Origin of the sequence: Sandaracinomonas limnophila, from assembly GCF_004005965.1 — a bacterium.
GTDB classification, from domain to species: Bacteria; Bacteroidota; Bacteroidia; order Cytophagales; family Spirosomataceae; genus Sandaracinomonas; species Sandaracinomonas limnophila.
Window position 1 is genome coordinate 420,492 of record NZ_SACY01000003.1, and the last position, 12,396, is coordinate 432,887.

Below are 12,396 nucleotides of genomic sequence, written 5' to 3' on the forward strand. Positions count from 1 at the left end.
ATAGAGCGTTGTTGAACATATTCAAATTAACAAATTAATGGCAACTGCTACAGAAACAACCATTGCACAAAAATTAGAAGCTTTAATGAAGCTTCAAAACATTGATTCTGCCTTAGATAATATCAAGAAAGTTCGCGGGGATTTACCTGAAGAAGTGAGAGATTTAGAGGATGAAATTGCAGGTTTAGAAACTCGTTTGGCGAAATTTCAATCAGAAGTTGAAAATTTCAATACACAAATCAACAACTACCGCAATTCAAAAAAGGATTCGGAGAAATTGATTGCCAAATACAAGGAGCAACAAATGAATGTTCGCAACAACCGTGAGTTCGATGCAGTTTCTAAGGAAATTGAATTACAAGGACTTGAAATGGAAATTGCTGACAAGCGTATCAAAGAAATCGACATTAAAGTTTTGAACAAAAACGATGAAATCGGTGGAGTTGAGTCCAATTTATTTGAGCGTAACAAAGACCTTGAATTAAAGAAAAAAGAATTAGAAGTAATTATTGCAGAATCTGAAGAGGATGAGCAAAAATTATTGAAAGATAGAGAGAAAGCATTGAAAGCAACAGAAGAAAGATTATTGAAATCTTACACCAAGTTGAGAGATAATGCTCGTAACGGCCTAGCTGTTGTTATGGTTTCTCGTGGCGCTTGTGGTGGCTGTTTTAGCTCAGTCCCTCCTCAACGTCAGACCGACATTAAAGACAAGAAGAAAATCATCGTTTGTGAGCACTGCGGTAGAATCTTAGCAGGTGTAACAGATCCACAACCAGGTGAAGTAAAAGAAAAGAAAACTAGAGCAACTAAAGTTTCTGCAGCAGCGGCTGCAGCGGCAACAGCTGAGTAATATTTTCAATTGCACATAAAAAAAGAGCATTTTTTCAAATGCTCTTTTTTTTTATATCCTTACTGCAACATTTGAAGTAAAGAGGTTAATTTATCTTTTAAATCTTTTCGATCTACTATGAAATCTAGAAATCCGTGCTCTAAAACAAATTCAGCACTTTGAAACCCTTTCGGAAGATCCTTTCCGATTGTTTCTTTGATAACACGTGGTCCCGCAAAACCAATTAAGGCACCAGGTTCTGAAATATTAAAATCACCCAACATAGCATAAGAGGCTGTAACACCACCGGTTGTTGGGTCTGTTAATAAAGAAATATAAGGAATACCAGCTTCTGCCAATAATGCCAATTTAGCAGAAGTTTTTGCCATTTGCATCAAGGAAAATCCTGCTTCCATCATACGCGCTCCACCCGAGCGAGAAATCATTAAAAAAGGTTGTTTGTGTTTCAAGGAATAGTCAATTCCCCTGGCAATCTTTTCTCCTACTACAGAACCCATTGAACCACCGATAAAACTAAAATCCATAGCTGAAATAGTCAATGGCAATCCATTCATATTTCCTACAGCCGTTCGAACTGCATCTTTTAAGCCAGTTTTGTATTCGGTTGATTTGATACGATCCACATATTTTTTAGTATCTGTAAACTCCAAAGGATCACCAGAACCCATCATTGGATCTAATTCGGTGTATTTGGTTTCGTCGAAAAGTAACTCAAAATACTCTTGAGACCCTATCTTCTCATGGTAATTACAATTTGAACAAGTAAATGCAAATACACGGTGCTCTCTAGTATGAATTGCTTTTTTGCAAGAAGGACACTGATACCATAATCCATCAGGTGCTTCTCGTTTTGCTTCAGTTGGGGTTTGAATCCCTTTATCTTTTCTGGTAAACCAAGACATATTTTTTTGTTTTTAAACGGCTGACAAAATTACGGAAAAAATACTTTTATCACTTAATAATGATCAATTTTCTACCTATTTGCTGCGAACCATTTTTAAAATTTACCCAATAAGCTCCACTAGACCACGAATTGACCTCAATTTCTCTTTCAAATAACACTCCATTTACCTGAATATCTTCTTGAATCATTGCTTGGCCTTGTAAATTTACAATTTGAAAATTCAATTGCTTCAATTCCTGAGGCGTTTCCAATTTTATTTTAATACGACTATTGGCAGGATTTGGAAAAACACTTAATACAGAACCTTCAAGTACTTTATCAATGCCTAAAACCAAATCTTTTTTACCTTTGGGGCCTTGAATATTCAAATTATCTATGGCCCATCCCCATCCATGAGCACCCACATCTGCATGTAACCTAAATCGCAATATTATTTGATCACCTGATTTTATTTTTCCATTGGATTTCAAATCAATTTCCATCGGTTTATACAAATCAAAGCTTCCAACAGAAAGAGAGTTACCATTTTTGTCTAAACTTAAATTATAGGTTTTTAACCAAGTTGATTCTTTATTGGAATCATAACCAGGTCCTAAATCAATCCATGTTTGTCCTAAATCTTTAGATGCCTGTACAATCACATAATCATAAAAATAACGATTAACCGTCCCATCTGCATTGTAAAAACTTTCACCCGTTTCACCCGGCTCTACCAAAACAATCTGATCAAAATAAATTTTTGCTGTATCGGCACGAACTACAATTGGTTTCAACAATAAGGCATCATTATTGGTAAACTTATCCGTCCCACCCGTTCCAGGTTCAACATCCTCACTCCCATCAGCATACGGATGTTCAGAATTCAAGGCTATTGTATTTAAATAGGTATCTTTATTGATTGAAAAGCCTTTTAAATAAAAATCTGCGGTAGGATATCTATCAAAAGATGTTATATATTCTGTAACAGGTGCCAAGAAATCAACTACTCGAAACTCATAATAAGAAGTGCTTGGAAAGTAAACAACATTCTTAGCCTTTGACTTATCCCGAACCGTAATTTTATATTTTACCACATCTCCAGATTTCAATCCGGCCGATGTAAAATCAAAAGTAAATGAATAGGCATTCGCCTCAGTGGTTAATTTCGACATATTTTTCACTACTGCCGTTCCTCCATTGATAGAGTATTCAACCAAAACAGTATCAATACCAATATTGTCTGTGGCATACAAAGTAGGCAATGGAACTTTCTTTTGAGAGGCAAAAATGTATTTCAACGAATTGGCATAAACTACTTTGGGCTTGACCGTATCTGCTCCGATGGTAAACTGGTAATAATTCCCATAATTTTTCCCAGATATGGTTACATAAGGTGCCTCAGCAGGAGTTACAAATGACTTACCAGCGGCAGTTTGTGCTGTCCAATAATATTTCAAAACTCGGTCTGAACTTGATTTAGGCAAAGTATAACGATAGGTATTAGAGGTACCAGAAACCAATGTTGGGGTATAAGCTACAGCCGAAGTAATTGAGGTATTTGAAGCCAACATCAATCGCAATGAATTTGCCTTCAACAGTGTATCTGAATACAATTTTGCCTCAAACACAAAATCTTGATCGGTTGCTTCCGTATCTTTTGCTTGCTCCGCAAATATACTTGAACCATACCAACCCATATCCTTAAAAATACCTTCCGCAATTGGACCCACAGAGCGAGTAACCTCTCCAGGAGCTATTTGCGGAGTCATTAAAGCATTGGGATCACCAACAGGATATAAATACTGATCTACATGGTAAACACTTGAACCATCTACATAAGGATTCGGGGCATATAAAGTTGCCTTTGTTTTATTCAAATTCTGCAATTGAGGTCCATTCAAAAATAAACTAGTTTTGGAAGTAACTGCACCCAACAAAGCGACTGAATTATTTTTATAGGAGGTTGTGGTATCAACTAATTTCGTCCCCGTTTTATTTTCCATGAATTGGTCAAAAATTCCTGGATAAGTATATCCAACCGTAGATTTATCAGTTGATTGCTCAAATTGACCAATAAAACCCAATCCATGTCCTAATTCATGCAAAACAACAGAAAGAAAATCATATTGCTTGGTACTTGGCAAACCATCAATTCCTTTGTACCATTGGGTAAAATCGGAGTTGAATCGGGCAACAATATCTGGATCCGTCCCATTAAAATTGGCATGAGCAATTTTTTCAGCCAATGCTAAAGGATAATAGGTATTAATTTTGGATGAGCCTGGAAAATTAGCATAATAATTGGTTGCACCTGCACTTCCCAAAACATTTGAAGCCAAGGGTGTCCAATAAACAATTACATTAATTTTTTGGTCAGTAGTAAAAACCTTTTCCCAAATAGAGGCCGCTTTTTCAAAAACTGCCTTTACCTCGGTGGGAGTGTTTAAATCATAAGTAAAATTAAAAGTTGTTTGCAGACTTGCCTGTGTCCCCAAAGTTCTTAATTCCAACTTTTCCGCATCCAACATTTTTTGCATTTCAGCTTGATAATTAGAAGGCAATGGTCGTAATTCCGGATGATCAGAAACGTATTCTACGATTTCTTTTCCCTTTTTTATCAGAACTTGAGGTTTCTGAGAAAACAGCTGAATTGTAAAAAATATACAGACTAGGGTAGGTAAAAATGATTTCATCTTAATTGTGGTTTTGTATTTTTTCAAACAGTCCAACAAAGTTTGGAGCTTGTATTTGTGTATGTGCTAATTCCTCTTTCGTATGAGAAGTAGTAATCCCAACCACTTTGCAGCCAGCTGATTGTCCCGATTTAATACCTTGCAAAGAGTCTTCAATTACCCAACAATTAGCAGGATTTACCCCTAATTTTTGTGCTGCTAATAAATATATTTCCGGATCAGGTTTCCCTTTAGTAACCTCTGCCCCACCTACAATCACATCAAATTGATCGCGCAATCCGATTCCGTCAATGGTAAAATCGATATTCCCTTGACCGGCGGAAGTTGCTAAGGCCACTTTTATCCCACTACTTCTTATTTCTTTTAAAAATTCCACTAAACCCTCTAATGGCTTTCTGAAGGGGGCATAAAATTCTCTATAAATCTCCTCTTTTTCCTCCTCCAAGGGATGAACCTCTTCTCTTGTCATTTGCCTTTTAAAAAACCACTCAAAGGTATCTTTTGAATTCATCCCGTTTAATTCTTTGTAAAAAGTTTCACGAGTTAAAGGAATTCCTTTTTTCTCACAAAACAACAACCATGCGTCTACGTGATAGGGTAAATTATCCACTACTACACCATCCATATCAAATAAAATTCCTTCAATCATACTAAATTGTAATTTTCAAACCATCATAAGCCAAAAAAACATTGGCGGGCAGTTCTTTTTGTACTTCTTCGTGTTTTCCGAGCTGGTGACTAATATGTGTTATATAGGACTTTTCAGGATTAACTTTTTCAATAATTTCCAATGCCTCTTCTAGGGTGAAATGGGAAACGTGAGGAGTTTTTCGGAGTGCATTTAAAACCAAAACCTTAGTTCCTTTTATTTTCTCCAAATCCTTGTCGGCAATAAAATTTGCGTCCGTAATGTAGGTAAAATCCCCAATTCGATACCCAAAAATATCTAATAAAAAATGTTTTACAGGAATGGGTAAGATATTAACCCCTTCGATTTCAAAGGGATTTTCGTCTATCAAATGAACGTGAAGTTCTGGAACACCAGGATATTTATTTTCATCAAAAGCATAAGCAAATTCTCTTTTCAATTGATCTATTACACGCTCCTGGGCATAAATTGGCATGGCTTTTTTCTGCGCATAATTGAATCCCCGCACATCGTCCATCCCAGCTGTATGGTCTTTGTGTTCGTGCGTAAACAAAATAGCATCTAATTGGGTGATAGATTCCTGAAGCATTTGTTGCCTGAAATCTGGACCCGTATCTATGACAAAGGATTTTCCATCAGTTTCTAAATGCAACGACACCCGCAATCTTTTATCACGGGTGTCGTTAGATTGGCACACTTCACAAGAACAAGCAATCATAGGAATGCCTTGCGAAGTACCTGTTCCGAGAAAGGTAACCTTAATCGGAGCCATAAAATTATTCTGTTAAGGCCTTAACCTGCGTAACTAACGCGTCAAAATTCAAAGGCTTAGCCAGGAAATCGTTGAACCCAACTGCCTTAAAGTCTTCCATTGTATAATTTCTAGCATTCCCAGTGATAGCAATCATAGGTATGCTCGCTTTTTTCGAATCCGACAAATTACGAACTGCTTTTGCACAATCCATTCCATCCATTACTGGCATATTGATATCTAAAAGAATGATGTCAAAATCAGCTTTAGCTAATTCATCTAAAACTTGCTGACCATTTTTAACAGCGTGAATTTCGAAATTTTGAAACTCTAAAATCTTTTTAGCTAGATTTTGAATAACAGAACTATCTTCGGCGATCAAAACTTTTTTCATAAAATTGCAATTGGATATGGATAGAAAACAAAAATAAACAAAGGCTTCCTTATTTAAAAGAAAACCTTTGTGAATTATACTCCAAATTTGGAATTATTTTACGTAAACAGAAACAGAGGTTTTATCCCAAATAAAACTCAATTGACCTGTGTTCGACAAGGTAATTGTAAATTGTTCTGTTGGCTTCGACTCAGAAACTTTTCCCGTTACGCGTAAAACATCTTGATCTGCTTTATAAGAGTACGCTCCCCATTGTTTAGCAACTTTGTTGAAGATTACTGTCCACTCTGTTGGACCTGGAATAGTAAATACGGAATAGGTTCCTTTTGCTAAAGTTTGTCCTTGAATTTGAGCATCTTTCGATAATTCAATCGTTGTAGCTTCATTGGCACCAGTTCTCCAAACTTCCCCGTAAGGAACTAAGGCTTTTTGCTCTTTTGTTCCAAACACCAAACGTCCTTTTACAGAAGGTTGATAATATTTAACAATTACATTCAAATTGCCAATTTTCTGAATGGCAGTTGCTGGTGGCGAGGCTTGGTTTTGAGCAAAAACAGATAATGAGATAAAGCTCAATAAAGCAAAAATTAACTTTTTCATAGAATTTGTTTAAATTTTAGATTACAAATTAAGCCAATAATTTAGTTTTAACACAATGGCACGATTACGAATTTGTAAATTTTCAGGAAAATAATTATCCGTATAAACCAAGAATATGTCTGAAGCTGGTTTATATCTCCATTGGATTCTTGAATTAATATTTACGTTTTTAATTTGCTCATTATATTGCAAAAATGTTGTAAAAAACAACTTATTGGTAAAGGTAACATCCAATTTAGGACGAATAATCCAAAACTCTGAGTTCAACTTTTTGGTAACAGTTTGTGCTTCATTTACCCAATCTACATCATCAATCTTGTTATAATCTAATGCCATAGAAAACATTACATAAGGCTGAAAACGATAAGCCAATTCCGAAGTTATACCCACGCGAGTCCCATTTGCATAATAACCTCCGAATCGAGTATTTAAGGAATAAGTAAACTTTTTAATTGCCGAGGACATATAATTAAACCCAACAGAATTCCAAGTATGTTCAGTTCCTGCTTTTAATTTTTCTTTACCAACTCGAGTTGCATCAAAATCTAACAATAAGCGAATATAATCTGAGGCGGCCCAAAAACTATATCCCGCACGATCTTTCATTATTAAATCCGTTGCAAATACATTTGTATTATCCGTTCTTAAACCAGCCTCATTCCAGAAACCAATTTTCATTATTTTCGCCTGGCCATAAAAAATCTTAGAATTTTTATCTTTGGGATAGAAAATCTTACCAATTTCAGGATTTACATTAAAATATCCTACGCGAGGCACATAACCAACCTCCGGATTAAAACCAGTTCCAACCCATTGATGCCGCCAAATACCAAACCAATTATTATTTTTAAAAGATAAATTCAAGGCATGAGCAAAATTCTTAGGGGCTGAAATCGGACTAAATGTTTGATAAAAAAAGGTTTTCCCAGTCCAAAAATTATTTGAAGATGCTAAATTGTATTCAACACCAATGGTTCTATTGTAATCTTGAATTCCGTTTTTCCTTTGAGATTCCAATTCAATGGAGGATTGTTTATCGATAAAAAACAAACCCACATTTGACCTAGCAAATAACTTTCTTTGCAAGGTTACCATCGAAAAATTCTGAATGGGGGTTATCGTGTCATTCCTTTCAGTTTGAACTTTTAAGATGCCGATTCTCCAATCTTTAGTTAATTTTCCACTCAAGCGGGCACCATAACGAATAGCAGTTTGGTCGTAACCTTTGGTTGTTGAATTATAGGCCAAACCGATTCTTCGAGAAAAAAATGGGCGAAGGTTGTCTACCCCAAAACCATCGAACAGATCTGAATTTTCGATAAAAAATTGTCTTTTTTCTGGAAAAAATAATTCATATCGATCTAAATTAGTTTGTTGACGATCTACATCAACTTGAGAAAAATCAGGATTAACAGTCAAATCTAAATTCATACTTGAACTTAAAGCCACTTTCATATCTGCACCTATCTGATTTTTGCCTACCTGCTTAGATTTATCAAAATCAATTAGGTTCCCCCCTAACATATAAGGAATAATAGATACATTTTTCTTAGGTGCCGGAGGGGGTGTATCCCAAACCAAGGCTCCAGCATAGGCCAATGATGCAGTTGGAAACTGACGGGGAACTGGCGCCCATGCAGATTTTTCTTTTTCTCTAGTGTCTAATCGACTAAAGTTAATTCCCCAAATTGTTGAATTATCCTTGTATCTAATCGATTTAAAGGGTATAGCAGCTTCCCAAATCCATGAATTTGAACTGTAAGTAGTAGCAGATTCCCACTTATTGTCCCAATTCAAATTCATCTTAGCACCCTCCGACATCTGTCCGTCCCATTGTGCTCCAGCTGCATTTGCACCGAAAGAAAAACCAGTTGTCTTATCATCAAACGTGTCAATAAAAACTAAAAAATTATCGTTATTGCTGAAATTAAAATCTCGTTTTAATGATTCAACAACATAGGGTTGCCCTGGTTTCAAAAAGCATTCAGCAGAAATGTAAAGATATTTATCATCATAGCTCATTCGAACGTCTGTTCTAACATTAGCACAAAGTGTATCAAAAGGATTACACATATAAAAGTCTGATGCAGATGCAGCTTCTTTCCATGCCTCATCATTCAATAAACCGTCTATTTTAATACCACCTGAAGATTTCTTGATATGAATTTGAAAATTTGCATTCTTTCTGACATTTTGAGCTGGCAGATTGAATGAAAAAAATAAAATGGAAATTATAATTAATAATAGATTTTTTCTCATCGTAAATAGGCGAAATATCTTGCAATTTATAAGAAATTCAAAAACTTCTTGTAAGGTTTTATTCGGTATTATGAAATTCATTTCACATCTCTTAAATTTGCAACAAATTAATATTACCTATGGGAAGAGCCTTTGAATTTAGAAAAGCAAGAAAGTTTAAACGTTGGGGCCAGATGGCCAAAACTTTTACCAAAATTGGAAAAGATATTGTAATTGCAGTAAAAGCTGGTGGACCCGACCCAACTTCAAATTCTAGATTAAGAGCTATTATCCAAAATGCCAAGGCTGTAAACATGCCGAAGGATAACGTTGAACGTGCCATCAAACGCGCTTCTTCAAAAGACCAAGAAGATTACAAGGAGATTGTATACGAAGGATATGGTCAGCATGGAATTGCCATTTTAGTTGAAACAACTACTGATAACATCAATCGTACCGTTGCCAACATCCGTTCATCCTTCACCAAATGTGGGGGCTCTTTAGGAACACAAGGCATGTTGGATTTTATTTTCACTCGTAAATCAGTATTCAAAATTGCCAATTCTCCAGAAATCGATTTGGAAGAACTAGAATTTGAATTAATTGATTTAGGCGTTGATGAAGTATTTTTAGACGAGGAAACGAATCAAATCAATATTTACGGAGAATTCACCTCTTTTGGAGCTATCCAAAAATTCTTAGAAGGTAAAGGTTATGAATTATTAGGTGCCGATTTTGAACGCATCCCAAACGAAACCAAAGACTTAACAGACGAGCAAGCTGCGGACATCGAGAAATTAATTGACCGATTGGAAGAGGATGATGATGTGCAGAACGTGTATCACAATATGAGTTAATAGTGAGCAGAGTGAGCCAGTGAGCAGAGTGAGCCAGTGAGCCAATTACTTTTACTAGCTCACTTGCTCACTCTGCTCACTGGCTCACTGGCTCACTTTTCAACTTATACACATACGGTGCTTTATGTGCCCCGCCTGTATATTTCTTCTCTATTCTGTCCAAAATATCCATACTCAGAATTTTGCGCTGGAAATTTGTCCGAACTAATTCTTTTCCCAGAATAACTTCATAAACCCGCTGCAATTCTGCCATTGTGAAGGTTTCAGGCAACAAATTAAAGGCCAATAAACGCGTATCAAGCGATTCCCTCAGTCTTTCTAATGCCTTTTCAACTATTTCATTGTGATCTAAGAAAAGATTTGGAATTTTTTCAACATCTACCCAGTTGGCTTCTGAAGATATTTCATCTGGACTCACGTTTACCTTTTCAATATCCACTAAGGCAAAATACCCAATCGTAATATATCGATCAGATAGCCATTCATAATGCTCTTTGGAACGGCCCATATCTGCGTTTACCTGTTGATGCTCAGCTTGTGCAGTTTGATTCCTCTTCAAATTTCCAAAAGTGTAAAATTGCTCCAAATAAATATCCTTCAGCCCAGTACGATTAAATAAAATCCGTTTTGCAGCTGTATCCACATCTTCTTCAGGTTTCACAAAGCCACCCGACAAACATTGGACCTTAGAATTCTTAAAGGTCAATAAAAGTACATTCAAGCGATTATCCTTGAATCCGAAAATGACACAATCGACTGAAAGGTAGGGTAACCAAGGCCTATTTAATGCATCAATAATTACACTCATACCCTATTTTACTTTATTTGTTTTGATGAAGTTTTTAATTTGATCTGCAAAAATTTGGTATCCTTTTTCATTTAAATGCAACTTATCTGCAACAAATATATCTTGCATTAAGCTTCCATCCGCATTAAAAAACGGATTATGCATATCTAAATAGTAAAGACCTTTTTGTTCTTTTACTACTGATTGAATCAGTGAATTCAACTCTCTTTGTTTTTGTAAATTGGACGTTCTTGCCAAACTTGGACGAGCAGCCACAAAAACTAATTTTGTCTTAGGCAACACTTTTTTTAGGCGAGTCGAAAAATCTATAAATTCATCACGGATAAACTCTGGACTTTCCCCTTTCGCTATGTCATTATCTCCTTCGTACATAAAAATCCATGAGGGTTGATACTTAACCACCATACGATCAAAATAATACAAGGCATCCTTTAATGTTGAGCCGCCAAAACCTCTATTGAAGGCAGGAATTCCTTTCATATCAGCATCAAAATTTTTCCATAAACGAAAACTTGAGCTTCCTAAAAATAAGATTTGCCCTTTTTTAGGCATTGAAATAGAATCTTGCTTTTCATAGGCAACAATTTCTCTTTCAAAAGGATTTTGAGCAAAAACACTTGCACTAAAAAGCAATAAAAATGCTAAAAGTATATTTTTCATTTTCTTATTCGTTTGGATATTTTAAACCAATTTGTTTTCTGATTTCATCTAAAAGTCCCATTATTTCAATTGAATGCTGGTGAGAAATCCAGTCATTTTCTAATTTTCCCGCACGCAAATCTGCCTGAACAGCCTCCGCCTCATAACTGTAACCCCATCCTAAGCGCTCAGTTTCAAAAAACTCTGGTCTTTGTCCTTCCACCTCCAGAGTAATTCCTTTGGTTTCATGGAATCTGGAATGAATCAAAATCTTACCTTTTGTGCCATAAATGGTACAAGTGGTGTCTGTATTAGCCGCAAAAGTGGAGAATAACGTTGCAGTTGCTCCCGATTCATAGGTTGCAATCATCGAACAATTCATATCTACACCAGTAGGTGCAAATGTTGCAGAGGCTTTAATTTCTTTTGGATTTCCCAATACCAATCTTGAAATAAAAAGTGGATAAATTCCGATATCTAATAAAGATCCGCCAGTTAGAACTGGATTAAACCAACGCGCTTCTGGGATATATTCAGCTCTGAATCCGAAATCAGCCATTAGATGAACTACATCGCCAATAACTCCAGAATTCAATATCTCTAACAATTTAGCCATAGATGGATGGAAACGAGTCCAAAGAGCCTCCATCAAATAAATCTTTTTATCCTTGGCTGTTTGAATCATTTCAGAAACCTGCTTTGAATTGATGGCAAATGCTTTTTCACAAAGTACAGGAATACCTGCATTTAAACACATCAAGGTATGTTCATGGTGCAATCCATGGGGAGAAGCAATGTACACTACATCAATTTCGCCACTTGATAACATGGCTTCATAGGAACCATAGGCTTTAACCTCAGGACCATAATTTGCTGCAAATTGTTGTGCTTTTTCTAAACTACGGGAAGAAACTGCGGCCAAAAAACCATCTTTGACATAGGCCAAATCATCGGCAAATTTTTCAGCAATTCCACCACATGCCAAAATACCCCAACGAATGGGTTCACCATTTTTCATAATTATTTAGGTT

At 36.0% G+C, this 12,396-nt stretch carries 12 protein-coding genes; 2 read left to right on the forward strand and 10 right to left on the reverse strand.

Annotated features, from left to right (window positions below; translation table 11 throughout):
• Window positions 1–37 precede the first annotated feature (37 nt).
• On the forward strand, window positions 38–853 hold the full coding sequence (locus EOJ36_RS08020) for a zinc ribbon domain-containing protein (RefSeq protein WP_127804141.1): 816 nt from the start codon (window positions 38–40) through the stop codon (window positions 851–853).
• 59 nt (window positions 854–912) lie between these two features.
• Here the strand turns inward: EOJ36_RS08020 and accD are convergent, their stop codons facing one another.
• From accD to EOJ36_RS08055, 7 genes are all read right to left on the reverse strand, one after another.
• Window positions 913–1,755, reverse strand: coding sequence for an acetyl-CoA carboxylase, carboxyltransferase subunit beta (gene accD, locus EOJ36_RS08025; protein ID WP_127804143.1), 843 nt, complete (start codon window positions 1,753–1,755; stop codon window positions 913–915).
• 49 nt (window positions 1,756–1,804) lie between these two features.
• Window positions 1,805–4,429 (reverse strand): T9SS type A sorting domain-containing protein, encoded by a 2,625-nt coding sequence (locus EOJ36_RS08030; RefSeq protein ID WP_127804145.1) that lies wholly within the window; start codon window positions 4,427–4,429, stop codon window positions 1,805–1,807.
• Window position 4,430: 1 nt separating this feature from the next.
• Window positions 4,431–5,078: an HAD family hydrolase gene (locus EOJ36_RS08035; RefSeq protein ID WP_127804147.1), complete on the reverse strand. Its 648-nt coding sequence runs from the start codon at window positions 5,076–5,078 to the stop codon at window positions 4,431–4,433.
• A 1-nt stretch (window position 5,079) separates the two neighbouring features.
• On the reverse strand, window positions 5,080–5,841 hold the full coding sequence (locus EOJ36_RS08040) for an MBL fold metallo-hydrolase (protein ID WP_127804441.1): 762 nt from the start codon (window positions 5,839–5,841) through the stop codon (window positions 5,080–5,082).
• 13 nt (window positions 5,842–5,854) lie between these two features.
• Entirely contained in the window at window positions 5,855–6,223 is a 369-nt protein-coding gene (locus EOJ36_RS08045) for a response regulator (protein WP_127804149.1), read from the reverse strand.
• Between the two features lie 93 nt (window positions 6,224–6,316).
• Window positions 6,317–6,823 (reverse strand): DUF2911 domain-containing protein, encoded by a 507-nt coding sequence (locus tag EOJ36_RS08050; protein WP_127804151.1) that lies wholly within the window; start codon window positions 6,821–6,823, stop codon window positions 6,317–6,319.
• A 21-nt stretch (window positions 6,824–6,844) separates the two neighbouring features.
• Window positions 6,845–9,082, reverse strand: a complete 2,238-nt coding sequence (locus tag EOJ36_RS08055; RefSeq protein ID WP_127804153.1) for a DUF5916 domain-containing protein — start codon at window positions 9,080–9,082, stop codon at window positions 6,845–6,847.
• A gap of 119 nt (window positions 9,083–9,201) precedes the next feature.
• Here EOJ36_RS08055 and EOJ36_RS08060 point away from each other — a divergent pair, with 119 nt between their 5' ends.
• Window positions 9,202–9,918, forward strand: coding sequence for a YebC/PmpR family DNA-binding transcriptional regulator (locus EOJ36_RS08060; protein ID WP_127804155.1), 717 nt, complete (start codon window positions 9,202–9,204; stop codon window positions 9,916–9,918).
• 76 nt (window positions 9,919–9,994) lie between these two features.
• On the opposite strand, the gene EOJ36_RS08065 is transcribed toward EOJ36_RS08060, so the two are convergent.
• Genes EOJ36_RS08065 through EOJ36_RS08075 form a run of 3 tightly spaced genes read right to left on the reverse strand, consistent with a single transcriptional unit; the run spans window position 9,995 to window position 12,383 of the window.
• Window positions 9,995–10,726, reverse strand: a complete 732-nt coding sequence (locus EOJ36_RS08065; RefSeq protein WP_127804157.1) for an NUDIX hydrolase — start codon at window positions 10,724–10,726, stop codon at window positions 9,995–9,997.
• 3 nt (window positions 10,727–10,729) lie between these two features.
• Complete coding sequence (locus EOJ36_RS08070) at window positions 10,730–11,386, reverse strand: GDSL-type esterase/lipase family protein (protein WP_127804160.1); 657 nt, start codon at window positions 11,384–11,386, stop codon at window positions 10,730–10,732.
• Between the two features lie 4 nt (window positions 11,387–11,390).
• Window positions 11,391–12,383 carry a Gfo/Idh/MocA family protein gene (locus EOJ36_RS08075; RefSeq protein WP_127804162.1) on the reverse strand — a complete coding sequence of 331 codons (993 nt, stop codon included), beginning with the start codon at window positions 12,381–12,383 and terminating at the stop codon, window positions 11,391–11,393.
• Window positions 12,384–12,396: the final 13 nt, after the last annotated feature.

What these genes read in the sequence shown, in the direction of transcription:
- EOJ36_RS08020 (WP_127804141.1), top strand. Translation starts at nt 38, where the DNA reads ATGGCAACTGCTACAGAAACAACCATTGCACAAAAATTAGAAGCTTTA.
- accD (WP_127804143.1), bottom strand. Translation starts at nt 1,755, where the DNA reads ATGTCTTGGTTTACCAGAAAAGATAAAGGGATTCAAACCCCAACTGAA.
- EOJ36_RS08030 (WP_127804145.1), bottom strand. Translation starts at nt 4,429, where the DNA reads ATGAAATCATTTTTACCTACCCTAGTCTGTATATTTTTTACAATTCAG.
- EOJ36_RS08035 (WP_127804147.1), bottom strand. Translation starts at nt 5,078, where the DNA reads ATGATTGAAGGAATTTTATTTGATATGGATGGTGTAGTAGTGGATAAT.
- EOJ36_RS08045 (WP_127804149.1), bottom strand. Translation starts at nt 6,223, where the DNA reads ATGAAAAAAGTTTTGATCGCCGAAGATAGTTCTGTTATTCAAAATCTA.
- EOJ36_RS08050 (WP_127804151.1), bottom strand. Translation starts at nt 6,823, where the DNA reads ATGAAAAAGTTAATTTTTGCTTTATTGAGCTTTATCTCATTATCTGTT.
- EOJ36_RS08055 (WP_127804153.1), bottom strand. Translation starts at nt 9,082, where the DNA reads ATGAGAAAAAATCTATTATTAATTATAATTTCCATTTTATTTTTTTCA.
- EOJ36_RS08060 (WP_127804155.1), top strand. Translation starts at nt 9,202, where the DNA reads ATGGGAAGAGCCTTTGAATTTAGAAAAGCAAGAAAGTTTAAACGTTGG.
- EOJ36_RS08065 (WP_127804157.1), bottom strand. Translation starts at nt 10,726, where the DNA reads ATGAGTGTAATTATTGATGCATTAAATAGGCCTTGGTTACCCTACCTT.
- EOJ36_RS08070 (WP_127804160.1), bottom strand. Translation starts at nt 11,386, where the DNA reads ATGAAAAATATACTTTTAGCATTTTTATTGCTTTTTAGTGCAAGTGTT.
- EOJ36_RS08075 (WP_127804162.1), bottom strand. Translation starts at nt 12,383, where the DNA reads ATGAAAAATGGTGAACCCATTCGTTGGGGTATTTTGGCATGTGGTGGA.